Here is a 24,645-nt window from a genome sequence, read left to right as displayed (position 1 = left end):
CTCATGTCGATGCGCCGCAATCAGAGCCAACCAAGGCCAGACAAAGCAGTCGCTCAACGAATTCAAATCAAGGGAGAGAAATATATGCAGCTATTTGTGCAGCAGCATGCATCCAGCAGCGTCGGCCGGTTCGCCCGGGCAATCGCACGCGGCGTCGGTACAGCCGCGATCGGCGCGACGATGCTCGTCGCTTCGCAGGCGTTCGCGAGCGGCACCGAGCAGTTAAAGGCGTTCGTCGCGCAGGTTCACTCGGCGCGCGGCACCTTCGTGCAGCAGGAAGTACGCGCGCCCAGCAAGGCGCAAGCAGCGAGCGGCGCGAGCGGCGTGCTGTCCACCACGGGCGGCGGCAAGAACGGTACGTCGAGCGGAACATTCACGTTCGCGCGTCCCGGCAAGTTCATCTGGCAATACGAAAAACCCTACTCGCAATTGCTGCAGGCGGACGGCGACAAGCTTTACGTGTACGACAAGGATCTGAACCAGGTGACGGTGAGAAGCCTCGGCGGCGCGCTCGGCGCGAGCCCGGCGGCAATCCTGTTCGGCAGCAACGATCTGGATAAGAACTTCACCTTGCGCGATGCGGGTGTCAAGGCCGGCATCGACTGGCTCGAACTCACGCCGAAAGCGAAAGACACGCAATTTCAGCGCGTGGGCATCGGCTTCAAGGACGGCAATCTGCAAGCAATGGAATTGCACGACGTATTCGGCAACGTGACGTTGCTGACCTTCTCGAACATCCAGAAGAATCCGCCGCTGCCCGCGGATGCGTTCAAATTTACCGTGCCGAAAGGCGCTGACGTGATCAACGGCTAACCGCTCGCCGTGCATTGATGTTTGCGAGAGAAGCCGCGCTGAACGCGCGGCTTTTTTATTACCGGTACAACGCAGCGACCGCGCTACGCTTTCGCTTCGACGGCATGGGCTGCCTTCATATCGTCGATGAACGCTTCGACAATATCTGTTCTATGCTGCCGCGTCCGCGTGACCATATGAAACGCAACGCGATAACGCATTAGCTCCGGGTTCAACGCGGCGAGCAGCCCTTGCTCGACGAACGGCGCCGCGAAGTGTCCGGGCAGGTAGCCGAGGTGATGCCCGGAAAGCACGAGCATCGCGACCGCTTCCATGTTGTCCGCGACCGCGGTGACGTTACGCGGCGTGGTCGAACTTTCGGCTTCGGGCAACGGATAGCTGCGCCACGCCCATTCGTGCGTTGCAGCTTGCTCGGGCGACACGCCGCCGGCTGAAGCAAACAGCGGATGTCCTTTCGCGCAATACGCGAACTGGTCTTCGGCAAACACCTCGGTGTATTCGAGCGACGGCACGCGATGCCAGAAATACCCGATGCCCACCTGAATCCGCCCATTGAGCAGTAACTCTTCGAGCTCGCCGGGTGAGCGCACCAGAATCGAAAATCGCACCGACTGATCGCGCGAGCGAAACCGGCCAATCGCGTTGCTAATGCGCGCACTTGCCGATACGGGCGTGTGCCCGATCATGCCGATGTCGAAGGTGCCCACGAGCTTGCGTCCGACATTGCGCGCCTGCATGCCGAAGCTGTCGACGGCACCGAGCAGCGCGCGAGCGGCATCGGCGAACTGTTCGCCGCGCGCGCTCAGCCGGAAGCCGCCGCGGCCGCGTTCGCACAGCCGATACCCAAGGCGCGTTTCGAGCGTGGCGAGTTGCGTGCTGATGGTCGACTGGCCGACGTTGAGCGTGGCTTGGGCCGACGAGACGCCGCCCGCGTCGACGATCGCGAGGAACACGCGGATAAGTCGTAAATCGAGGTCGGTGAGTTGGGAGAACATGCGTCAGGATACATCGCCGCGGATCGATGTAAAGGTTACTGCGCGGCTATTTTAAGTTGACGGGAAGTGCTCAAGAATGGAGATTCACCCGGCTTTCAGGCGTTCGGAGTGCCTCCGGAACGCATGAGCGCACGCAATATAGCCGGTTCTCAGATTCCGAAAAGCTGCGTCTTCTTTTCATTGCCGAGCCACGATGAATACTTCTTCTTTCATTTCTCCTGAAGCCGGTGAACGGCCGCAGCCGCTATCCGGCAATGCAATGCCGCGCTGCGGCGGCATTGCCACGATGATGCGCCTGCCGAACGTGGGCTCGGCGGAGGGATTCGACGCATGTTTCGTCGGCGTGCCGTTCGACCTGGGCACGTCCAACCGCACTGGCGCGCGCTTTGGACCGCGCCAGATTCGCAGCGAATCGGTGCTGCTGCGCCCTTACAACATGGCAACGCGCGCGGCGCCATTCGATTCTCTGCGCGTGGCCGATCTGGGTGACGTCGCGATTAATCCGTACAACCTGCACGATTCGATCGCCCGGATCGAAACCGCTTACGACGAGATACTTCAGCACGATTGCAAGCCGGTCACCCTTGGCGGCGATCACACCATCGCGTTGCCTATTTTGCGGGCGATTCATCGCAAGCACGGCAAGGTCGGCCTGATTCACGTCGACGCCCACGCCGACGTCAACGACACGATGATGGGCGAGAAAATCGCCCACGGCACGCCGTTTCGTCGCGCGGTCGAAGAGGGGCTGCTCGACTGCGAGCGCGTCGTGCAAATCGGTCTGCGCGGCACGGGCTACGCCGCAGAAGATTTCGACTGGTGCCGCGATCAGGGCTTCGACGTCGTGCAGGCCGAGGCATGCTGGAACCAGTCGCTTGCGCCGCTAATGGCGCGCGTGCGCGAGCGCATGGGCGATGGCCCGGTCTATATCACGTTGGACATCGACGGTATCGACCCGGCCTTTGCGCCCGGCACCGGCACGCCTGAAATTGCCGGACTGACCGTGCCGCAGGCGCTCGAAATCATTCGCGGCGCGCGCGGCTTGAATATCGTCGGATGCGATCTGGTGGAGGTGGCGCCGCCGTACGATCCGTTTGGCACGACGGCGCTGCTCGCCGCGAACCTCGCGTTCGAGTTGTTGTGCGTGCTGCCAGGCGTCGAGTACCGGACTGCTGCTCGCTGAGCTTGGCCGCCATCCGCTGCGATGCGCGGCGGATGCAACGAAAAAGGCCTGCAAATGCAGGCCTTTTCTTTAATTACGGCGCATTGAGCCGCTCACGCGTACGCGGTTTTACGCGTCGACACGAACGCGAGATAACACACCGCGCCGATCACCAGCGCGGGCAGCGTCGCGCCGAGATTCGGGAGCCATTGGTTGATCGCCTGATAAGCGGCAATGCCGATCGCCCACGCAATGAACGCGCTCAGATGCCAGCCGCCCGAGAAGCCGTAACGGCCGCGTACGTCGGCGAGCATGGCGGCTTCTATACGGCGCTTGCGCACGATGAAGTGATCGACCAGCACCACGCCGAAAAGCGGCGCGAACACCGAGCCGATCAACAGAAGGAAGTTCTGATACTTCGCCATCGGTATAAGCAGCGCGATCAATGTGCACAGCGCGCCGAACGCCGCCGACAGCATCGGCACACTGCCGCGCGCCCAGAAGGTGCCCGTCGACACCGCTGCTGAATGAATGTCGGCAAATGCGTTGTCCACTTCGTCGATCAGGATGAGCAGCAACGCAAGCCCGCCGCCGGCTTGCGCAAGCGCGCTTGTCAGCAGCGCGTCGCCGCCACCGGCGGCCAGACCGTAGATCGCGCCCAATGCATAGAACCAGATGTTCGCGATGCCATAGCCGAGCAGCGTGCCGCGGAACGTGTCGCCGGCGCGGCGGCCGAAGCGCGTGTAGTCCGCGATCAACGGTAACCATGAAAGCGGCATTGCCACTACGAGGTCGATAGCGCCGCCGAACGACATCTCGCCAGTGCCGGGGCGGCGCATCATCGCGCTCAGATCGTGCTGCGCGAGCAGGCTCCATGTGAGCCATGCCGCGCCGGCGAGCAGCAGCCAGATGCCCCACGTGCGCAGAAAGCGCCGCACGAACGAGAGCGGGCCGCTGATCGCGAGCAGCGTCGCGAGCAAGCCGAAGATGATGGTCCAGACGAGCGGCATGGAAAGAGAGAACGCCTGCTTCGCAAGAGCGTCGGCGGAATCGCGCATGACGATGACTTCGAACGAACCCCAGCCGACCAGTTGCACCGCGTTCAGCAAAGCCGGCACCGACGCGCCGCGCACGCCGAGCGTCGGACGCAGCGAGGACATCGCCGCGAGCCCGGTGTCCGTGCCGATCACGCCCGCGAGCGCGAGCAGAACCACGCCGATCGCGCTGCCGATCACGATGGCCAGCAGCGCGTGCGGCAGCGACAGCCCCGGCACTAGCAGCGCGCCGGCTTGCGCGACCAGCAGGCCGATGCCGAGCGAGAACCAGAGCGCGAACGCGTCGCCGGTACGGAAGGCGCGGCGCGCGTCGGGTACCGGCGTGAGCGGCGCGTAGGTGGAACCGGCGTCGCCGGCGAGTGGATCTTGTGCCATCGGGTCTTGTCCCTGAGTCGTGTTGCTGTTGCTGTTCCGGTTGCTCTTGTATGCGAGTCCGCGTGCATGTTCAGGATGCGCGCCGCTCGTCCTTGCGCGGTCACTGTCATAATGCAGGACGTTTCCCACGCCTCGCGCCTTGCTCGTGCGGGTTTTGCGCTCTCGTCCGGCAGCATGCCGCCTTCAGGCCGATCATCACACGGACCATCGTGCGGGCCGCGTCCGGAAAAGCCGAGATTATCCCCAAAACGTCATGTTCGAAGAAACCCGTGCCAATGTTCCGCTCGCCGAACGCCTGCGGCCCCGCAATATCGACGAAGTAATCGGTCAGAAGCATCTGCTCGGCCCGAACAAGCCGCTGCGGGTCGCATTCGAATCCGGTGAAGCGCATTCGATGATCCTCTGGGGGCCGCCCGGCGTCGGCAAGACCACGCTCGCGCGGCTCATGGCCGACGCGTTTCACGCGGAATTCATCGCGTTGTCGGCGGTGCTGTCCGGCGTGAAGGACATTCGCGAGGCGGTCGAGACCGCGCAGATTCATCGCGCGAACGGGCATCAGACGCTAGTGTTCGTCGACGAAGTGCATCGCTTCAACAAGAGTCAGCAAGACGCGTTCTTGCCGCATGTCGAGTCGGGGCTCTTCGTGTTCATCGGCGCGACTACGGAGAATCCGTCGTTCGAAGTGAACAGCGCGTTGCTGTCGCGCGCGGCCGTCTACGTGCTCAAAAGTCTCACCGAGGAAGAGTTGGGCGAACTGCTCGTGCGCGCGCAACAGGAACTCGGCGGCTTGACGTTTACCGACGAAGCGCGCGATGCGCTGATCGGTTCCGCCGACGGCGACGGCCGCAAGCTGCTGAACAACCTTGAGATCGTCGCGCGCGCGGCTTCGCAGCAGAAGACCACGGAGATCGACGGCGCGTTGCTCGGCAGCGCGCTCGCCGAGAATCTGCGCCGTTTCGACAAGGGCGGCGACGCTTTCTACGACCAGATCAGCGCGTTGCATAAGTCGGTGCGCGGCAGCAGCCCGGACGGCGCGCTCTACTGGTTCTGCCGCATGCTCGACGGCGGCGCGGACCCGCGCTATCTGGCGCGCCGCATCGTCCGGATGGCGTGGGAGGACATCGGTCTTGCCGACCCGCGTGCCGCGCGCATTGCGCTCGACGCCGCCGAGACCTACGAGCGACTCGGCACGCCCGAGGGCGAACTGGCGCTCGCGCAGGCGATCATCTACCTGGCCGTCGCGCCGAAGTCGAATGCCGGCTACAACGCGTACAACGAGGCGCGCCGCTTCGTGAGCAAGGACAAGTCGCGCGGCGTGCCGGTGCATCTGCGAAACGCGCCGACCAAGCTCATGAAGGAGCTCGGCTACGGCCACGAATATCGCTACGCACACGATGAACCGGATGCATACGCGGCCGGCGAGACGTATTTGCCCGAGAACATGCGCGATCCGCATTGGTACACGCCGACGCCGCGCGGCCTCGAAGGCAAGATAGGCGACAAGATGGCGCGTCTTGCCGAACTCGACGCGCAGTGGCGCAACGAGAACAAGCCCAAGAAGAGTTGAGCCTGTCCGGTGCCGCCGGTGCGCTAAAATCCCATCTTCATACAACGAATCCCGCCCCATCCCATGCTCGACATCCAGTTGCTGCGCAAAGACCTCGACGGCGTCGCGAAGCGCCTCGCCGACCGCGGCTATACCCTCGACGTGGCGGCCTTTACCGCGCTCGAAGCGGAACGCCGCGACACCCAGACTCGCACCGAAGAACTGCAGGCGCGCCGCAACAGCCTGTCGAAGCAGATCGGCGCGATGAAAGGGCGGGGCGAGGACACTTCGGCCGTGATGGCAGAAGTCGGCGGCATCGGCGACGAGATGAAGGCGTCGGCGGCGAAGCTCGACGACATTCAAAAACGTCTGTCGGATCTTCTGCTCGGCGTGCCGAATCTTCCGCATGAGAGCGTGCCGACAGGACGCGACGAAGCCGACAACGTGGAGGTACGCCGCTGGGGCACGCCGCGTCAGTTCGATTTCGCAGTCAAGGATCACGTGGATGTCGGCGCGCCGCTCGGCCTCGATTTCGAGACCGGCGCCAAGCTGTCGGGCGCGCGCTTCACGATGCTGCGTGGGCAGATTGCACGGCTGCATCGTGCGCTCGCGCAGTTCATGATCGACACGCACACGCAGCAGCATGGCTATACGGAGATTTACACGCCGTACATCGTGAATCCGGAAATTCTGTACGGCACCGGCCAGTTGCCCAAGTTCGCCGACGACATGTTCCGCGTCGAGAAGGGCGGCGGCGAAAACACGGTCACGCAGTATCTGATCTCCACGTCGGAAATTTCGCTGACGAACACGGTGCGCGACAGCATCGTCGAAGCGGGCGCGTTGCCGATCAAGCTGACCGCCCATTCGCCGTGCTTCCGTTCGGAAGCGGGCTCGTATGGGCGCGACACGCGCGGCATGATCCGTCAGCATCAGTTCGATAAGGTTGAAATGGTGCAGATCGTGGCGCCGGAAACGTCGTATGACGCATTGGAGCAGATGGTCGGCCACGCCGAGACGATTCTGCAAAAGCTGGAATTGCCGTACCGCGTGATCACGCTGTGCACGGGCGACATGGGTTTCTCGGCGACAAAGACTTACGACCTCGAAGTCTGGTTGCCGGCGCAGAACACCTATCGCGAAATTTCGAGCTGTTCGAACACGGAGTCGTTCCAGGCTCGCCGGATGCAGGCGCGCTACCGGAACGCGCAAGGCAAGCCGGAACTCGTTCATACGCTGAACGGTTCGGGTCTTGCGGTGGGTCGCACGCTCGTGGCCGTGCTCGAGAACTTCCAGAACGCCGATGGCTCCGTGACGGTGCCGGCGGCGCTGCGGCCATACCTTGGCGGCGTCGAGCGGCTGGAAGTGCCGGCGGCCTGATTCGCGTCGGGTGGACGCCAACCGCGTGATTTGATCGCTGCGATTCGTCGAAATTTTTTCGGCGAGGTACTTGGAAATCCAGATCAGCTGTTCTATAATCTTTCTCTCCCAAGCAGCGACCCGCTTGGATCTGACAAAACCGCCTCGTTGTGGCAAGTCGGAAAACACGGAAAGGTGGCAGAGTGGTCGAATGCGCCGGACTCGAAATCCGGTGTACCTTTAGGGGTACCGTGAGTTCGAATCTCACCCTTTCCGCCAAATTCAGAAAACAGGCCCTTCGGGGCCTGTTTTCGTTTGTGCGTGTCAAATGACCCGTCGTTCTAACGTCTGGTATCAAGTCTGGCATTCATAAGCGATGCTAACTTATCGCTGCGCGCGGGGAATTCCACCTGCCGCTGAGTCATCAACCCGCTGACTCACCATCCTCTTCCCCGCTTTGCCCGGCCCCCGCGCCGATCCTCTGTACAATTGGCCGTTCGATTGAATATCGACCCACCTGCGAACCCATCGACCGAATACATGGCCATTACCTACAAGACTCCTGACGACATTGCCAAGCTGCGTATCTCTGGCCGCCTTGCGGCCGACGTGCTGGCCATGATCGCCGAGCACGTGAAGGCCGGTGTCTCCACCGACGAGCTGGACGCACTGTGCAATGACTACATCGTCAACACGCAAAAGTCGATTCCGGCCAACGTCGGTTATCTGGGTTTTCCAAAGACGGTGTGCACCTCGGTCAATCAGGTGGTTTGCCACGGCATTCCGAACCGCAGCGAAGTGCTGAAAGACGGCGACATCATCAATATCGACGTGGCGATCATCAAAGACGGCTACTTCGGCGACACGAGCCGCATGTATTGCGTCGGCCAGCCGAGCACGGTGGCTCGTCAACTGGTCGACACGACCTACGAGGCAATGCTTGCGGGCATTCGCGAAGTGAAGCCGGGAGCGACGCTTGGCGATGTCGGCCACGCGATCCAGAAGATCGCGCAACGCGATGGTTTTTCGATCGTGCGCGACTACTGTGGCCACGGCATCGGCAAGGTTTATCACGAAGACCCGCAGGTTTTGCATTACGGCCAGCCGGGGCAGGGCATACGTCTGAAGCCCGGCATGGTCTTCACGATCGAGCCGATGATCAACGCGGGCCGCGCCGGTACCACGGTATTGCGCGACGGCTGGACGGTGGTCACGAAAGACCGCTCGCTGTCAGCGCAGTGGGAACACATGATCGCGGTCACCGACGACGGGTACGAACTCCTCACGCCCTGGCCGGACGGCACCGGCAACTACGCAGCACCGTGAGGCAAACGCGCTGCGCATGACGTCGACGGGTATGGCGCCAGGCGCCAGGCGCCGGGCGCGCGAAATGCTCGGGGTTGCCTGCGCGCTTTGCGTGAACCGGCTTGCGCGATAAGATCGCCCGTCAAAGAATGAATTGACTCTCGCGCCGGTTCGGTTAAAGCTACGGCTTAAGGTTTCAAGGGGTTTTCGTCTGCATGAGTCCGTCACTGACCGTTCGCCGTATCGCCGCTGATCAGGGCGCCGTTTTTCGCGAACTTCGTACAGCGTCCCTGCGTGAGGCGCCCTATGCGTTCGGCGCAACGCTAGAAGACGCATTGTCCGCGGACGCCGCGAGCTTTGACGCCGTCGCCGCAGAACACGCGGTTTCTGCCGCCATCAGCACTTTCATTCTCTACACCGAGGGTCATCCGGCCGGACTGGTCGAAGCGCACTTCGAAGAAGCCGATGGGCGCCGCGCGTTCGTGTGCGAACTGTGGGTGGCGCCTGCGGTCCGGCATCTTCGCGGCGGAGAGTTGCTGGTCGATACGGCTAGCGGCTGGCTTGCCAACGAGGGCGCGGCGGAAATCTACGCGTGGGTCGCCGACTCGAATCGCAACGCAATGCGCTTTTACGAAGCGCTCGGTTTCGGGCCGACCGGCGAACATCGGCGCGTCGCGCGTTCGCCAGAGCAGGTCGAAAGTCTGCTGGTTCGCCACGTGCCGTCCACGTCGACAGCAGTCGACCAGTGAACTGCCGAGTAGCGCAACCGTCCGCCGCCTGTTTCGAATTCCCGTCCGCGTCTCTGTCCGCATCACCATCCGCATTTCAGCAGCGTTCCCGCCTCGCCCGTTCATGTGCGGCGCGGTTCGATCGTTTCCGCGCGAGCAAGTGTGAACATCCAGCCGCTCGTTGTCCGGCAAAAAATCTCGCCGCGCGCGCGGACGCCTGTAAAATACGCAAAATTTTTGCCGAACGTTATGTCGCCCAAGAAATCGCCCTTTTTCGAACTCCGCAGCGGTTCCGTCGACACGCTCCTGTTTGTGGTCAAGACAACCGACCTCGATGCCATGCGTGCCGAGCTGACCCGGCGCTTCGAGGCGACCCCCGAATTTTTCGCTAACGACGTCGTCGCGATAGACGTGCGCCGGCTCGCCGGCAACGAACGCGTGCCGCTCGCCGAGATCGCACAGTTGCTCGAGAGCGTGCGCATGCGTCCCGTTGGCGTGGTCGCCGACACGCAGCAGTCGTGGGCGGCGGAGTCGGCGCTGCCGTTGCTCGAAGCGCGCGACCGCCGTGGCGCGTCCGCAAAATCGGCTGACGAAGAAGCCGCAGGCGCATCGGCGGCGGACTTGGCCGACTCGGCAACCTCAGGCACAAACGCAGCGCCTGCGAATCAGACGGCCGCAACCGCATCGGTTGAGCCCGCGCCTGCGCCGGCCGCCGAGCCCGTGCGTCTTGCCACGTCTTCGCAAACCATGGTGGTGGAAAAGCCGCTGCGCTCGGGTCAGCGCATCTACGCAAAGGGCGATCTCGTCGTGCTCGGGCTCGTGAGCTACGGCGCGGAAGTTATCGCTGAAGGCAACATCCATATCTATGCGCCGTTGCGCGGCCGTGCGCTCGCAGGCGTGCAAGGCAATCACGACGCGCGCATTTTCTGCACGTGTCTCGAACCGGAACTCATCTCGATCGCGGGCATCTATCGGACGACCGAGAACCCTCTGCCGGCCGACGTGCTCGGCAAGCCGGTGCAGATCTGGCTCGAAGACGAAAAGTTGATGATCGAACCATTGCGGCTCACGTAAGCGCTGCCGGATCCGCTGCGCCGAACGTTGACGGCGCGCGGCGTCGGGGGCGAAATATGGCCGCACATAATTGACGAATTTGACGAACACAAGGTAAGGGTAATGGCAAAAATCATTGTGGTGACATCGGGCAAAGGTGGCGTGGGCAAGACGACCACGAGCGCGAGTTTTGCATCGGCCCTCGCATTGCGTGGCAGCAAGACCGCCGTGATCGACTTCGACGTCGGTCTGCGCAATCTCGATCTCATCATGGGCTGTGAGCGCCGCGTCGTGTACGACCTGATCAACGTCATTCAGGGCGAAGCCAATCTGAACCAGGCGCTGATCAAGGACAAGAAGTGCGAGAACCTCTTCATTCTGCCGGCCTCGCAAACGCGTGACAAAGACGCGCTGACCATGGAAGGCGTCGAAAAGGTCATCAACGACCTCATCGCGATGGACTTCGAATACATCGTGTGCGACTCGCCGGCCGGTATCGAATCCGGCGCGCTCCTCGCCATGCATTTTGCAGACGAAGCGCTGATCGTGACGAACCCGGAAGTGTCGTCGGTGCGCGACTCGGACCGCATTCTCGGCATCCTGTCGTCGAAAACCAAGCGCGCGATTGAAGGCAAGGAGCCGATCAAGGAGCACCTGCTGATCACGCGCTACAACCCGAAGCGCGTGAGCGAAGGCGAGATGCTGTCGCTGACCGACATCCAGGAAATCCTGCGCATCGACCTGATCGGCGTGATCCCGGAATCCGAAGCGGTGCTGCACGCGTCGAATCAGGGTCTGCCTGCAGTGCATCTCGACGGCACCGACGTGGCCGAAGCTTATAAAGACGTCGTATCGCGTTTTCTCGGCGAGCAGAAATCGCTTCGCTTTACCGATTACCAGAAGCCCGGGCTGCTGCAGCGCCTCTTCGGCACCAAGTAAGGGGAGCGCACGTTATGTCGATTCTTTCGTTTTTGCTGGGCGAGAAGAAGAAATCCGCGTCGGTAGCGAAGGAACGCCTGCAGTTGATCATCGCGCACGAGCGCGCCGGCGGTCATGCTCCCGCCGATTATCTGCCTGCGTTGCAACGCGAACTGGTCGCAGTGATTTCGAAGTACGTGCGGATTTCCGACGACGACATTCGCGTGAGTCTCGAGCGCCAGGACGACCTAGAGGTGCTCGAGGTCAAGATAGAGATTCCGCAGACCTTATAAGTCTGCTGGTCGCGTTCGCGGTCGCGGTCGGCGAGAGTCGATGCGCGCGCCGCGCGAACGTCGGCGAACGTCGACGAGCGCGGCTTACGGACGAGGTGCGGGCGAACCGCCTTCAGTCGGTCTATCAGCGGGTCGATCGGCCGTGTCGTCGGCGGATGTGCGAGCGGAGGCATCAGCTGAACTGTCAGCGGACGTCTCGTTGGAACTATCTGCGGCAATGACTTCCGCCACCGGCTCCGATGCGTCGACTTCTGGCGCATCCACCGCGGGCACTTCCGGCACCGGAGCAGGCGCCGGACGCGGCAGCGGCGCCATGTAGCGCTCGGAAAGCGCCTCGTAAAGCGGCGGCGCGAAAAAGCGCGACACGCGGCTCGCGATCAGCGCGGTGGCCATCAGCGAAATCACGAGCGCGTGACCGTTGATCATCTCCATCACGATCACGAAAGACGTGATCGGCGACTGCGTGACGGCGGCCAGATAGCCGACCATGGCGAGCGCGATCAGCATCGGCAGTTGCATGGAGCCGAACACCATGTGCAGCAGATTGCCGAAGCCTGCGCCGATCGACAGCGATGGAGCAAAGATGCCGCCTGGAATGCCGGGCAGGTACGAGCCGACCATCGAAATCATTTTGAGGAACGGATAGAACACCGACAGCTGTTCGTGTCCGTCGAGCAAACCGCGCGCTTCCGCATAGCCGCTGCCGAACGTGGTGCCGCCCGAAACCAGGCCGACTCCCGCGATCACGAAGCCGCACAGCGCGGCGAACGCGACGGGCCGCTCGCCGTGCAATTGACGCAGCGGCGCGGGAATCCAGCGCGCGGTGTTCAGCAGCAGCCAGCAGAACACGCCGCCCGCAATACCCGTGATGATGGCCGTGAGCAGCACCGCGAGCGCGAGCAGATCGGGAAAGTGCGCGCCGATCTGAATGGTGCCGAAGTACGTATAGTTGCCGTTCAGTCCCAGCGCGATCACACCGGCAATGATGATGGCGGTAATCAGCACACCGCTCGCGCGGGCTTCAAAACTGCGCGTCAGTTCCTCGATGGCGAACACGATACCCGCTAGCGGAGTATTGAACGCCGCCGATAGACCCGCTGCCGCGCCGGCCAGCACCAGTTGCCGCTCAATCAGTGCGTTCGAACGCGGATACAGCCTGCGCAGATTGAACATGAGGGCCGCGCCCACTTGCACGGTCGGCCCTTCGCGGCCGATCGTAAATCCGCCGAGTATCGCCAGAAACGACACCACGATCTTCCCGAACAGAATGCGAAACGACAGCAGCCGCGCGCCATATTCGCCGGGTTTCGAATGAAGCGTGGCGATTACCTGAGGAATGCCGCTGCCTTCGGCGCCGCGAAAGAACTTGCGCGTGAGCCATACGGCGAGCGCCGCCACCGCGGGGGTGATGATGAGCGGCGCCCACACGTGCTCGCGCTGCACCGTGCGGAATTCCTCGTAGCCCCAGTCGATCAGCCGCGCGTAGAGCACCGCCACGAGCCCGACCGCGATCGCCCCGAGCCAGAAAATGCCGTACTGGCGCCAAAGACGTCTCGCGCGACGCACGATCCCGGAAGAAAGAAGAGGTTGCGCTCGCGACATGAGATCTGGATGTGCAAAGGATGAAGTATAAAGCGCGCGGAAAACGTAAAACCGTATGAAAGCTTTGTGAAATGAAGTAAAAAGGTAAGCTGTAAGGTGCGCGATGTAAGACGCCGTATTGTTTTCCGGCGGCCGCATTGCCCGTTTCAGCAAAGACTATTCCATTCGTCGGCTAAAATATTTTGACGTTGAACAACCGAAGGCCCTCAATGAAGCGAGTCCTTATCGTCAAGGTCACCTCCCTCGGCGATATCGTGCAAGCGCTGCCCGTCGTAGCGGATATCAAACGCGCATTTCCTGGCGTTCAAGTGGATTGGGCCGCAGACGAAGCATTCGCCGAAGCGGCGCAATGGTGCAAGGGCATCGACCGTGTACTGTTCGCGCCGCTGCGGCGTTTCAAGAAAGCGCGCCGGTGGGCCGACTTCAAGGCGATCGCGGCGTCCATCGCGGAGCTGCGCGCGTATCGCTACGATTACATCATCGACATTCACGGCGTGTACAAAAGCGCGATCATCGCGTTTCTGGCCCGCTCGTCGCGTTGCATCGGCTACCAGTCTCAGGACCTGGGCGAGCGGGGCGCTGCGTTCGCGTACACGGGGCGCTTTGGTCCGCGTCCGCAATGCAATGCGTGGCATGGCATGCGTATCAGCGCGGGCGAGGCTCTCGGCTACGAAGTTGAAGGCCCGCCCGTCTACGACCTGAAGTTGCCGGAGCCGGCGAGCCCGCCGTTCGACGGTGAGCGCGCGCCCGTCGCCGCGCTTTTTCATGCGACGTCGAAAGACGACAAGAAGTGGCCGATCTCGCATTGGGCGGTGGTCGGCACCGAGCTTTCGCAACGCGGCTTCCGCGTGGTCTTGCCGTGGGGTTCGGAAGGCGAGCGCATCGAGGCCGAGCAGATCGCCGCGCAAGTACCGGGCTCGAAGGTCCTGCCGAAGATGACCGTGACGGAAATCGCGCAAATGATCGACGCGTGCTCGTTGGTGGTCGGCGCGGACACCGGTTTTGTCCACCTCGCACATGCGCTGCTGAAGCGCACGGTCATGATTTTCGTATCGACGTCGCCTGAACATTGCGGCGTGGAAGCACCGTTCCGCTCGATCTCAGTTGGCGACGGCCTTTCGGTGCCGCCCATCAGCGCCGTGCTCGATGCCATCGACTACGTGCACAGCGAGCCGCCGGCCGTCGCCGGGCAGGGTTCTGCTGCGGCTTGAGCGCTGCCTCGACCGCAATCGTTTGCTCAAAGAAAAGGGCGTCGCGCGCAGAGTGCCTATTCCACTGGCACTATGACGTGACGCCCCTATAAACGCCCGCGTCGGGGAACGCTGGGCGAAAACGATTCGGCTTGCTGCGCAACCGTGCGAGACGCAAAGCGCTCATTACACGGTTGTTAAATCTGTCGCTTTTCGTTGGTCGGTTGAGCGCTCGCGCTCGTTGCGCGTGTTGGTGAACAAGGCTGAATGGCGCTCGCGAGCCGCGCCTGGCAGACGCGCTCCCGCCTTCAGGAAGGCCGCGAGGCAATACACTCAAGGCTCATTACCGACCGGCATCTTCAAGTCAGTATAGGCGGTGTTTTCATCGGATGTGAGCGTGCATTGCCACGTGTCCGGACGAGTCACGCGGAACGGCGAACGTGTAACACGCGCGTGATCTTCCCTTACAACTGGCAACGTTCTGGCAGCGGTACGTCGTGTTCAATCGAGTCATTCGAGATTTCTCGAACGAACCTGACTCGATGGAGAACAACATGAAACGCCTGCTCCTGACCATGATCGCCGGCACCGTACTCGCAACCCTGCTTGGCGGCTGCGTTGTCGCGCCGGCGCCGGGCTACTACTACGGCGGTGGAGGCTATTACCACCATCACGGCTATTACTACCGTTAAGCTCGAGGCCGGCGCAAAGCCGGTCCGCAACTGACGGTGCGGGCGTCAGGCCACCAGCATCTCGAACCCGATCACCGCGGTAATGGCTGCCGCGTTCGCCGCCAGCGCCTCGACGACAATGCCTTTCCAGGTGGCGGGGCGAAAGCGCAGCGCCAGCAGCAGCGAACACAACAACGCGAGCGCGATGATCGTCACGACGTCGGCATTATGTAAGTGAAGGTTCATCCGGGCCTCCCTGCTTGCCATAGGGTCATTCCTGTCGAGTATAGGCAAGTCAAAAAGGCGCGCAAGGCAGGGGATTCACTCAGCGAAACCGCCGCCAGGCGGGGACTTCAGCGATCAACCCGCCGAGGTCCCCTCCCTGTCTATCGCCGCGTCACATCAAGCGCGAGTCGCGCGTCTCGCGCATGCACAGCACGCCGATCATGCTGACGGCCGCGGCGATCGACACATACGCGCCCACCCACGGCAGCCCGCCGCGCGCGGCCAGCATTTGCGCGATGTACGGCGCAACCGATGCGCCGAGAATCCCGCCCAGGTTGTACGACACACCTGCGCCGGTATAGCGGACGTTGGTCGGAAACAGTTCGGGCAGCAGCGCGCCCATCGGCGCAAAGGTCACGCCCATCAGGAACAGTTCGATGACGAGGAACAGCAGCACCAGCGGCGTTTGTCCGCTGCCGAGGAGCGGCGCCATTGTGAAGCCCGACAGGACCGCCGCGACGATGCCCACGATCAGCACCGGCTTGCGGCCATAGCGGTCGCTTGCCCAGGCGGACAGCGGCGTGGCAAGCGCCATGAACACCACGGCGATGCACAGCAGCCCGAGGAAGGTTTGCCGCGGAATGTGCAGCACCGACACGCCATACGACAGCGAGAACGTGGTCGCGTTATAGAACAACGTGTAGCAGACCACCATCGCGAGCGCGCCCAGCAGCGTGGGCATCCAATGCCGCGACAGCAGCGTCGCAATGGGCACCTTCACGCGCTCCTGACGCTCAATGGCGGCCTGGAAGGCCGGCGTCTCCGCGATCTTGAGCCGCACGTAAAGCCCCAGCGCGACCAGCACCGCGCTTACGAGGAACGGCACGCGCCAGCCCCAGCTCCGGAACTGCGCGTCGCTCAACGACATCGCAAGCGCGAAGAAGAGGCCGTTGGACGCGAGAAAGCCGATCGACGGTCCGAGTTGCGGGAACATGCCGAACCAGCCGCGCTTGCCGGCAGGCGCGTTCTCGGTGGCGAGCAACGCCGCACCGCCCCATTCACCGCCCAATCCAATGCCCTGGCCGAAACGCAAGATGCACAGAAGGATCGGTGCAAGACTGCCAATGGAGTCGTAGCCCGGCACGAAGCCGATCAGCGTGGTCGAGACGCCCATCACGAGCAAAGACGCGACGAGCGTCGATTTACGGCCGATGCGGTCGCCGAAATGGCCGAACAGGAACGAGCCGATCGGCCGCGCGACGAACGCAATGCCGAACGTGACGAAGGCCGACAGGGCCTGAGCCGTTGCCGAGCCATGCGGAAAAAACACCGGGCCGATGACGAGCGCCGCGGCGGTCGCGTAGACGTAGAAATCGTAGAACTCGATCGCGGTGCCGATGAAGCTCGCGAAGATGATCCGCGCACTGTTGGTGTGTCCGGCCGCATTGGGCTCGGCCGCGGAAATCGGCGATGTGGACATGCAGGGTCTCCATGTATCGTGATGCCGCGTTGCCTCGCTCGATAGGGGCGCAGTGTGGCTGCGCAGCGGCGCGGTCAATCGGCATCTTTGTTCAGGTTCGTGCGCTTGAGTCGAACTCGCGTCGGCCATCACGCTGACGGGCGACGAACCCGCAGCATACAGCGTTGGTCGTGAGGACTCGCGCGCGAATGCGGCCTTGTGCGCGTGCATGGCGATCACGCCGCCACGCAGCGAAGGCGTTTGCGTGGCGCGCGCGGATGACGCGGCGCCGCGACAGGTGGCTGCAAGCCGCTCCGGCGGATGAGCGGGCGGCCTGCACCGTGCCGGAGGCTCCGGCGAGGGAATCGGAAAATTATAGCGAGCGCGGCGCGCGCGCAGCAAGGCGGCTGGCCGATCGGCCAGGCCGCGTTCAGTCGATGGTCAGCGATTGAGGCGAAGCCAGTTCGCGCAACTGGAACTTGCCGTCGTCGTTGAAAAGCCAATCTTCGAACAGTTCGAGCTGGCCGCGGCCGTTCAGCAATTTGCCCGGCGGCAATGGCAGCGGTGATGCACGTCGCAACGTGGCGAGCGCGGTGCTTTCCGCTTCGTCGTCGCCGTTCGTGCGATACACCGACGACGCCACCACGTGCCCGTTGCGATCGACGGTGAACGACACCACGACGAGCGAGCGCAGCATCGCTTGCGGCTTGCCGCGCAGTACATACGAAGGATTGCGCTCGACGATGCGTTGGGCGACCGCCTCGCGATATTGATCGAGTGTCGCGCTGTTGACTGCGGCGGGCGGCGTTGCGACGACCGCGCGTGGCGGCGGCGGGGTGAACGTGCAACCGGCGACGGCAAGTGCGAGCAACGCAGTGTAGGCGGTGCCGCGTAGAGACAGTGACCATGCGCAGCCGCGGCGAGCGCGGCATTCAGTCATGGGGCGAAGGAGGCGCGTGCGGGTAAGCATGATGAACCACTAAAGAGGGCAGAACCTGTTTAGATCGTAGTCAAAAACCGCCGCGTTTCAATCCGCGTTCGCCCCGGTATCTCGACTTAGGCGCCAGAAAAAAAGGCGAACTCGCCAACGAGTTCGCCTTCGCAATCCGCCGTGCATGAACGCGCCTATGCCGGCGCGCTCACGCAACTCGACGCCTGTCAGTTCAACGCTTGCCGTGCCGCTTTAACCGCGGCGAGCACCTGCTCGGGCGCGGTGCCGCCAGGATGATTGCGGCTTGCAACCGAGCCTTCGAGCGTCAGGTACGAGAACACGTCGTCGCCGATCAGATGCGCGACGTTCGGCAATTCCGCGCGCATTTCATCGAGCGTGAGGTCCGCGAGATCGCAGCCTCGATCCGCGCAGATGCGCACGGCCAGCGCAACGGCTTCGTGCGCGTCGCGAAACGCGAGGCCGCGCTTGACGAGGTAGTCGGCGAGATCGGTTGCCGTCGAGAATCCCTGCAATGCGGCGTCGCGCATGGCTTGCGGCTTCACCGAAATGCCCGCGACCATTTCAGCGAAGATGCGCAGCGTATCGGCAACGGTGTCCACCGTGTCGAACAGCGGTTCCTTGTCTTCCTGATTGTCCTTGTTGTACGCGAGCGGCTGGCCTTTCATCAGCGTGAGCAGCGCCATCAGATGACCGTTCACACGGCCGGTCTTGCCGCGCGCGAGTTCGGGCACGTCGGGGTTCTTTTTCTGCGGCATGATCGACGAACCCGTGCAGAAGCGGTCGGCCAGGTCGATAAAGCCGACGCGCGGGCTCATCCACAGTACGAGTTCTTCGGAGAAGCGCGAGATGTGCGTCATGACGAGCGCCGACGCCGCCGTGAATTCGATTGCGAAGTCGCGGTCGGACACAGCGTCGAGCGAGTTTGCGCAGATGCCGTCGAAACCGAGCGTCTTTGCCACCGCGTGACGGTCGATCGGATAGCTCGTGCCGGCGAGTGCCGCCGCGCCCAGCGGCAGACGGTTCACGCGCTTGCGGCAATCGAGCATGCGCTCGGCGTCGCGAGAAAACATTTCGACGTAGGCGAGCAGGTGATGACCGAACGTGACCGGCTGCGCGACCTGCAAGTGCGTGAAGCCGGGCATGATGGTCGACGCGTTCTTCTCCGCCATGTCGAGCAGCGCCGTGCGCAGTTCCTTCAGCAACGCGCCGATGCGGTCGATCTCGCCGCGCAGCCACAGGCGGATGTCGGTCGCGACCTGGTCGTTACGCGAGCGGCCCGTGTGCAGACGCTTGCCGGCGTCGCCTATAAGCGCGGTGAGGCGTGCTTCGATGTTCAGGTGAACGTCTTCCAGGTCGAGTTGCCACTCGAACTCGCCTCGCTCGATTTCGCCCTTGATCTGCGCCATGCCGCGTTGGATCGCGGCGAGGTCTTCGGCGGCGATGATCTTTTGCGCGCCCAGCATCGAGGCGTGCGCAAGCGACCCTTCAATGTCGACGAGCGCGAGACGCTTGTCGAAGAAAACCGACGACGTGTAGCGTTTAACGAGCTCCGACATCGGCTCCGAGAAGCGAGCCGACCAGGCTTCGCCTTTTTTGTGCAGTTGGGACGTCATGGTTTTGGGCAGTTAAGCGGCAGTTATGCAGCAGTTAAATGGCGATCGGGCGAGCGGTAAGAGGCTGACGACGCGGATGCGCCTGGCATGACTGCAAGCGCACCGTCGAAGCATGGAAAGACTGGGATTTTAACACTGGCGCAACGCCGCGCCGACGACGGACCCGCGCCCTGCAATGGCGGCTCGTGCCACGGCCTATTCGCGCACCAGCACCACCAGCTTGAGATCTTCGCGATGCGCGGGCTTGAACGTAATCTGATCGTAGACGAGCCGGCCGTCTCGCGGATGATTGAATTCGCGCCGTCCGCCTTCGCGGCCTCCGACGTCTTGCGAAGCCCAGAAGCGCGCAAACGCGTCGCTCGCCGCGGTGAGCGAATCGATCAGCGCACGCGTTGGCGCGTCGTTCAGATGGCGGATCGAATCCGCCCGAAACTCGGCGGCGAGACGCCGCGCGCGCGTGTCCCAGTCGACGATCAACCCGCGCGCCGCCGGTTCCGTGAACGTATATCGCAGCAGATTGCGATCATGCGAACCGTCGAGCCAGCCGACGAAAAGATCGGCCGCGCGTTCGTTCCACGCGAGCGCATTCCATTGACGGTCCAGCACATAGGCGGGCGCGTCTACGAGTTGCACGGTTTCGAGCAGTGTCGCGGGCGCGTCGGCGGCGGCCGGGTCGGGCTCGGCCGGATCGCGCTGGGCGGCCAGTTCGAACAGATACGCCCGCTCGGCGCGCGACAGTTGCAGCGCGACGGCGATACGCGCGAGCGCGTCCGCGGAAGCGGAAACCGGACGCCCCTGCTCGATCCATGTGTACCAGGTCGGACTCACACCGCACAGCTGCGCGACTTCCTCGCGCCGCAAGCCTGGCGTGCGGCGGCGCGGGCCGGGCGGCAGGCCGACCGCTTGCGGCGACAGCCGCTCGCGGTGCGCGCGGATGAAGTCGCCCAGCGCGCGGGCGGGCGTGGCATCGAGCGGCGGCGGGTTGTCGGCGGAAGAGGGCGTGCTCGTTCGCGTGGTCATTCGTTTGGTACGGCGTGAGGAGGGTGGTATAGATACCAGAATAATTGCTTAACTTGTACTGGTACACGGCGGGCTCTATTGTAGCGGCGTAGCGGCTCGAACGGCAGGCCGCGCTGCCAGCACCAGAAACGCGGACCCACACGACACAGTCCCACGCAGACAACCGGAGCTATTCATGAAGCATCACGATCAGGTCGCCGACGCCTTCGGGTCGACCGCCGCCGCCTATTTGACGAGTCCGACCCACGCAACCGGCGCGGATCTGCGGACGCTTGCCGAGTCGATCGCGGCGACGCCGGATGCGACGGTGCTCGACATGGGCTGCGGCGCGGGCCACGCGAGTTTCGCGGTCGCGCCGCATGCCAAAGAAGTGGTCGCCTACGACATCGCTGCGCCGATGCTCGCCACGGTGGAAGGCGCCGCGAAGGATCGCGGCCTCGCGAACATTCGCACGCAGCAGGGCGCGGCCGAGAAATTACCGTTCGCCGATCACACGTTCGACTGGGTCATCAGCCGGATGAGCGCGCATCATTGGCACGACGTGGCGCCGGCGCTTGCCGAAGTGCGGCGCGTGCTGAAGCCGGGTGGCCGGGTGCTGTTCATCGACATCGCCGGTATCGACCATCCGTTGCTGGACACGCATATCCAGGCAATCGAACTCCTGCGCGACGGCTCACATATTCGCGATTACCGCGCTGACGAATGGATCGCGCTCTTCGAAACCGCGGGTTTCAAGGCTTCGATTCGCGAGCGCTGGCGTATCGACATCGAATTCAGTTCGTGGGTGGCGCGCATGCGCACGCCTGAGGATCGCGTGGTGGCGATCCAGTCGCTGTGGCGCAATTCGCCGGATGAAGTGCGGCAGTATTTCGACGTGAAGGAAGACGGCTCTTTCAAGCTGGACGCGTTGATGGTCGAAGCGGCTTGAGAAAGCATGCGGACATGGCAGCGGCGCTCGCAAGCGCCACTGCCATCCCGAACCGTCAACCGGTATTGCGCAACCCCGCCGCGATACCGTTGATGCTCAGATGAATCCCGCGCCGCACGCGCGCATTGGTGTCGCCCGCACGGTAACGCTTGAGCAATTCGACCTGCAGGTGATTAAGCGGATCGAGGTACGGAAAGCGGTTCTTGATCGAGCGCGCGAGCAGCGGATTTTCCGCGAGCCGTTCGCTCTTGCCGGTGATCTCCGACAACACTTTGGACGTACGCTCCCATTCCGCGACGATCCGCTCGAACACATGCTTGCGCAGCTTCTTGTCGGTGACGAGCGCCGCGTAGCGCGAGGCCACCGCGAGGTCGGTCTTCGCCAGCACCATGTCCATGTTCGAGAGCAGCGTCGAGAAGAACGGCCAGGTCTTGTGCATTTTCTTCAGCTGCGCGAGACGGCGTCCGCGCTCGGCATCGCTCGGTGCGTCGTCGAGATACGCGGCCACTGCAGTGCCGAAACCGTACCAGCCCGTCAGCAACAGCCGGCATTGGCCCCACGAAAAACCCCACGGGATTGCGCGCAGATCTTCGATCTTGCGTTGCTTCGGATCCTGCAACTTGCGTGACGCGGGACGGCTGCCGATGTTCAGTTCGGCGATCTCCGAGATCGGCGTGGACTCGAAGAAATACTCCTTGAAGCCGGGCGTTTCATACACGAGCGCGCGATACGAGGCCATGGCCGCGTCGGACAATTGCTGCATCGTGGATTCGAAAACCGGCAGTTCCGCGGGCGCCGTGCCATGCGGCAGCAACGACGCTTCGAGCGTCGCAGCCACCACCGTTTCAAGATTGCGACGGCCGATTTCCGGATTGCCGAACTTGCTCGCGATCACTTCGCCTTGTTCAGTCAAGCGAATCTGGCCGTCGACGGTGCCGGGCGGCTGCGACAGAATCGCCTGATAAGTCGGGCCGCCGCCACGGCCGACGGTGCCGCCGCGTCCATGGAAAAGACGCAGCGTGATGCCGCGTTCGTTGAAGAGCGACACGAGCGCGAGTTCCGCGCGATACAACTCCCAGTTAGACGTGAGGAAGCCGCCGTCCTTGTTGCTGTCCGAGTAGCCGAGCATGACTTCCTGCTCGTTACCCTGATGTTCGATTATCGAGTCGACGCCGGGCAGCGCAAGCAGATCGCGCATGATGTGCGGCGCGTTGCGCAAGTCGGGGATCGTCTCGAAGAGCGGAATGACCATCAGCGCGGCTCTCGCCGGATCGTTCGCGTCGCCGAGCCGGCCTTGCAGCAGGCCGGTCTCTTTTTGCAGCAGCATGACTTCGACCAGATCGCTGACCGTCTCGGTATGCGAAATGATGTAGTTGCGAACCGCGCGCGCGCCGAATTTCTCACGCGTGACACGCGCTTGTTCCAGCACCCCGAGTTCGCTCTTCACGAGATCCGAATACTCGGCATACGGCAGGCGCAACGGGCGCGGCTGAGCAAGCTCGGCGAGCAGCACTTCGAGCTTCTCGCTTTCGGCGAGCGCGGCGTAGTCGTCATGAACGCCCGCGCGCTTCAGCAGTTCGGCGATCACCGCTTCGTGGATGTCCGAGCTCTGGCGCAAGTCGATGCTCGCGAGATGGAAGCCGAATACTTCGGCCGCGCGAGCGAGCGGTGCGAGACGCGGCGCCGCCAGCGGCGCGCCATGATGCGCGGCGAGCGAATCGATCAGCACATGCAGATCGCGCACGAATTCGGACGCGTCGTCGTACGGCGTCGCGCGAATCGGCGCTGCGCCGCGGCCCGCGCTGCGCAGCGGCACGCTGCCTTCGCCGAGACGCACGCGCGCACTTGCCGCGAGCCGCGTGTACATGCCGATCAGCGCACGGCGATAAGGTTCGTCGGTACGGTGCGGCGAACGGTCCGGCGAGATTTCCGCGAGCGCTTTGAGTTCGTCGCTCGCGCCGGCGAGCAGATTCGACACCGACAATTCCGCGCCGAGCTTGTGCACCTGTTCGAGATAGTGTTCAAAGATCACCTCGGCCTGGCGCGCGATCGCATGTTCGAGCGTTTCTGCCGTGACGTTCGGATTGCCGTCACGGTCGCCGCCGATCCAGCTGCCCATCTGGAAGAACGGCGGCAGACGCGCTTCGAGGCCGTGTTCCTTGAGCGCCTCTTCGATATCGGTGTACAGCGCGGGGATTTCTTCGAGGAAGGTCGCACGGTAGTACGACAGCGCGTTTTCGATTTCATCGGCGACCGTGAGCCGCGAGTCGCGCAGCATCCGCGTTTGCCACAGCGACGTGACGCGCGCGCGCAGCATTGCTTCGTTATGCGCGCGTTCGCGGTCGGTCAGCTGCTGATCGCGTTCGGCGAGCAGGCGCGCGACGTCGTGCTCTGCGTCGAGAATGCTCTTGCGCTGCACTTCCGTTGGGTGCGCGGTCAGAACGGGAACGATCAGCGCGTCGTTGAAAAATTGCTGCAACACGGGCGTGGCGGCGGCGCCCGCTTCGACGAGCCGCTCCAGCGCATAGGCAATGGTGCCCGGCTGCGCGGCGGAGCCGGCCAGCGCGTGAATCCGGTGACGGCGATTGCGGTGGCGGTCTTCGGCGATATTCGCGAGATGCGAGAAGTAGCTGAACGCGCGCACCACGCTGACCGTCTGTTCGGGACTCAACGAGCGCAGTTTCTTGTCGAGCGTCTGCACGGCGGCGTTGTCGTCTTCACGGCGAAAACGCACGGCCGTCTGGCGGATTGTTTCGACGACGTCGAACACGGCGTCGCCTTCCTGTTCACGCAGCACGTCGCCGAGCAGCCGCCCCAGATAGCGGATGTCCTGGAAGAGCGGATGGTCCTTGTCGGCGCGCGTGCGGCCGTTGGTTTTCGGCGCGGCGACGACGGTGTCCCCGGAGACGGCTTGCAGGTTCGGCGCTTTGTTTTCCGCTTTGTTTTCCACCTTGTTTTTGGCTTGCGCTTTCGAGTTCGTCTTCACCAGGGCCTTGCTCGTGGCGGACGCAGTTTTCGCCGGCTTGTCCGCTTTCGAAGCCTTGACGGCTTTTTCCGGCTTGGCCGGCACGGTGGTCTTATCGGCCTTGATGGCTTTCGCGGCGTTCGCAGCCTTCGCGCTGGAGGACGCCCGTTTGGCTTTGCCGGGCTGGGCGGCGCTCGCGTCAGACGATGCGGAGGCTGTGGACGCGTCGGCGTCGACAGTGGAAGCGTTGGGCGATGCAGTGTTGCGGCGGGCAGGGCGCGCCGATCCGGAAGACGTCACGATGGGTTTCCTCAGGGAAGCCAGGGTCTGTTAAGTGATGAACTGCTACTGCGGAACTCAAAACTGCACTGGAACTGCAACGTGAACTGCTTTGAAGCGGTATGCACCGATGGCAATA

General features: G+C 63.1%; 21 protein-coding genes and 1 tRNA gene. 13 read left to right on the top strand and 9 right to left on the bottom strand.

Features of this window, described 5'->3' with window-relative positions; genetic code table 11:
• The first annotated feature begins 84 nt into the window (after positions 1-84).
• The gene (gene lolA / locus ACTJLB_RS11465) at positions 85-813 is read left to right on the top strand and encodes an outer membrane lipoprotein chaperone LolA (protein ID WP_087751350.1); all 729 of its coding nucleotides are present in this window, start codon (positions 85-87) and stop codon (positions 811-813) included.
• A gap of 83 nt (positions 814-896) precedes the next feature.
• On the opposite strand, the gene ACTJLB_RS11460 is transcribed toward lolA, so the two are convergent.
• Complete coding sequence (locus tag ACTJLB_RS11460; RefSeq protein WP_440783320.1) at positions 897-1,808, bottom strand: LysR family transcriptional regulator; 912 nt, start codon at positions 1,806-1,808, stop codon at positions 897-899.
• Between the two features lie 193 nt (positions 1,809-2,001).
• Here ACTJLB_RS11460 and speB point away from each other — a divergent pair, with 193 nt between their 5' ends.
• Entirely contained in the window at positions 2,002-2,991 is a 990-nt protein-coding gene (gene speB / locus ACTJLB_RS11455) for an agmatinase (protein ID WP_440783318.1), read from the top strand.
• 92 nt (positions 2,992-3,083) lie between these two features.
• On the opposite strand, the gene cytX is transcribed toward speB, so the two are convergent.
• Positions 3,084-4,400 carry a putative hydroxymethylpyrimidine transporter CytX gene (gene cytX / locus ACTJLB_RS11450; RefSeq protein ID WP_440783316.1) on the bottom strand — a complete coding sequence of 439 codons (1,317 nt, stop codon included), beginning with the start codon at positions 4,398-4,400 and terminating at the stop codon, positions 3,084-3,086.
• A gap of 253 nt (positions 4,401-4,653) precedes the next feature.
• Between cytX and ACTJLB_RS11445 the strand changes: the two genes are divergently transcribed.
• The 8 genes from ACTJLB_RS11445 (at position 4,654) to minE (ending at position 11,602) form a co-directional block, all read left to right on the top strand.
• Complete coding sequence (locus tag ACTJLB_RS11445; RefSeq protein ID WP_440783315.1) at positions 4,654-5,967, top strand: replication-associated recombination protein A; 1,314 nt, start codon at positions 4,654-4,656, stop codon at positions 5,965-5,967.
• Between the two features lie 63 nt (positions 5,968-6,030).
• Positions 6,031-7,326 carry a serine--tRNA ligase gene (serS, locus tag ACTJLB_RS11440; protein ID WP_408491030.1) on the top strand — a complete coding sequence of 432 codons (1,296 nt, stop codon included), beginning with the start codon at positions 6,031-6,033 and terminating at the stop codon, positions 7,324-7,326.
• A gap of 168 nt (positions 7,327-7,494) precedes the next feature.
• A tRNA-Ser gene (locus ACTJLB_RS11435) sits at positions 7,495-7,584 on the top strand.
• A 261-nt stretch (positions 7,585-7,845) separates the two neighbouring features.
• A complete protein-coding gene (map, locus tag ACTJLB_RS11430; RefSeq protein WP_440783312.1) occupies positions 7,846-8,631 on the top strand; it encodes a type I methionyl aminopeptidase in 786 nt (261 codons plus the stop codon).
• A gap of 194 nt (positions 8,632-8,825) precedes the next feature.
• Positions 8,826-9,359 (top strand): GNAT family N-acetyltransferase, encoded by a 534-nt coding sequence (locus tag ACTJLB_RS11425; RefSeq protein WP_440783310.1) that lies wholly within the window; start codon positions 8,826-8,828, stop codon positions 9,357-9,359.
• A 228-nt stretch (positions 9,360-9,587) separates the two neighbouring features.
• Positions 9,588-10,412, top strand: coding sequence for a septum site-determining protein MinC (minC, locus tag ACTJLB_RS11420; RefSeq protein ID WP_440783308.1), 825 nt, complete (start codon positions 9,588-9,590; stop codon positions 10,410-10,412).
• A 102-nt stretch (positions 10,413-10,514) separates the two neighbouring features.
• Positions 10,515-11,330, top strand: a complete 816-nt coding sequence (minD, locus tag ACTJLB_RS11415; protein WP_007175863.1) for a septum site-determining protein MinD — start codon at positions 10,515-10,517, stop codon at positions 11,328-11,330.
• Between the two features lie 14 nt (positions 11,331-11,344).
• Entirely contained in the window at positions 11,345-11,602 is a 258-nt protein-coding gene (gene minE, locus ACTJLB_RS11410) for a cell division topological specificity factor MinE (protein ID WP_020065213.1), read from the top strand.
• An 84-nt stretch (positions 11,603-11,686) separates the two neighbouring features.
• Here minE and ACTJLB_RS11405 read toward each other — a convergent pair whose 3' ends face one another.
• Entirely contained in the window at positions 11,687-13,204 is a 1,518-nt protein-coding gene (locus tag ACTJLB_RS11405) for a chloride channel protein (protein WP_440783305.1), read from the bottom strand.
• Positions 13,205-13,413: 209 nt separating this feature from the next.
• Between ACTJLB_RS11405 and waaC the strand changes: the two genes are divergently transcribed.
• A complete protein-coding gene (gene waaC, locus ACTJLB_RS11400) occupies positions 13,414-14,415 on the top strand; it encodes a lipopolysaccharide heptosyltransferase I (RefSeq protein WP_440783303.1) in 1,002 nt (333 codons plus the stop codon).
• Between the two features lie 533 nt (positions 14,416-14,948).
• Entirely contained in the window at positions 14,949-15,086 is a 138-nt protein-coding gene (locus tag ACTJLB_RS11395) for a hypothetical protein (protein WP_165572639.1), read from the top strand.
• A gap of 45 nt (positions 15,087-15,131) precedes the next feature.
• Here ACTJLB_RS11395 and ACTJLB_RS11390 read toward each other — a convergent pair whose 3' ends face one another.
• The 5 genes from ACTJLB_RS11390 to ACTJLB_RS11370 all read right to left on the bottom strand — a co-directional run bounded on the left by ACTJLB_RS11390 (position 15,132) and on the right by ACTJLB_RS11370 (position 20,334).
• On the bottom strand, positions 15,132-15,311 hold the full coding sequence (locus ACTJLB_RS11390) for a hypothetical protein (RefSeq protein ID WP_440783340.1): 180 nt from the start codon (positions 15,309-15,311) through the stop codon (positions 15,132-15,134).
• A 151-nt stretch (positions 15,312-15,462) separates the two neighbouring features.
• The gene (locus ACTJLB_RS11385; protein WP_088172943.1) at positions 15,463-16,770 is read right to left on the bottom strand and encodes an MFS transporter; all 1,308 of its coding nucleotides are present in this window, start codon (positions 16,768-16,770) and stop codon (positions 15,463-15,465) included.
• Positions 16,771-17,179: 409 nt separating this feature from the next.
• Positions 17,180-17,719 (bottom strand): energy transducer TonB family protein, encoded by a 540-nt coding sequence (locus ACTJLB_RS11380; RefSeq protein WP_288823695.1) that lies wholly within the window; start codon positions 17,717-17,719, stop codon positions 17,180-17,182.
• Positions 17,720-17,907: 188 nt separating this feature from the next.
• Positions 17,908-19,314, bottom strand: coding sequence for an argininosuccinate lyase (gene argH / locus ACTJLB_RS11375; protein WP_027775645.1), 1,407 nt, complete (start codon positions 19,312-19,314; stop codon positions 17,908-17,910).
• 195 nt (positions 19,315-19,509) lie between these two features.
• Positions 19,510-20,334 carry a helix-turn-helix transcriptional regulator gene (locus ACTJLB_RS11370; protein ID WP_204520403.1) on the bottom strand — a complete coding sequence of 275 codons (825 nt, stop codon included), beginning with the start codon at positions 20,332-20,334 and terminating at the stop codon, positions 19,510-19,512.
• Positions 20,335-20,509: 175 nt separating this feature from the next.
• Between ACTJLB_RS11370 and ACTJLB_RS11365 the strand changes: the two genes are divergently transcribed.
• Positions 20,510-21,262 (top strand): class I SAM-dependent methyltransferase, encoded by a 753-nt coding sequence (locus tag ACTJLB_RS11365; RefSeq protein WP_440783299.1) that lies wholly within the window; start codon positions 20,510-20,512, stop codon positions 21,260-21,262.
• Between the two features lie 55 nt (positions 21,263-21,317).
• On the opposite strand, the gene ppc is transcribed toward ACTJLB_RS11365, so the two are convergent.
• The gene (ppc, locus tag ACTJLB_RS11360; protein WP_087751338.1) at positions 21,318-24,527 is read right to left on the bottom strand and encodes a phosphoenolpyruvate carboxylase; all 3,210 of its coding nucleotides are present in this window, start codon (positions 24,525-24,527) and stop codon (positions 21,318-21,320) included.
• Positions 24,528-24,645: the final 118 nt, after the last annotated feature.

It is taken from the genome of Paraburkholderia sp. 22098 (assembly GCF_052045935.1).
Taxonomy (GTDB): domain Bacteria; phylum Pseudomonadota; class Gammaproteobacteria; order Burkholderiales; family Burkholderiaceae; genus Paraburkholderia; species Paraburkholderia caledonica.
Note: the sequence above shows the minus strand (reverse complement) of the source record. Positions and strands in the feature narration are given on the sequence as shown.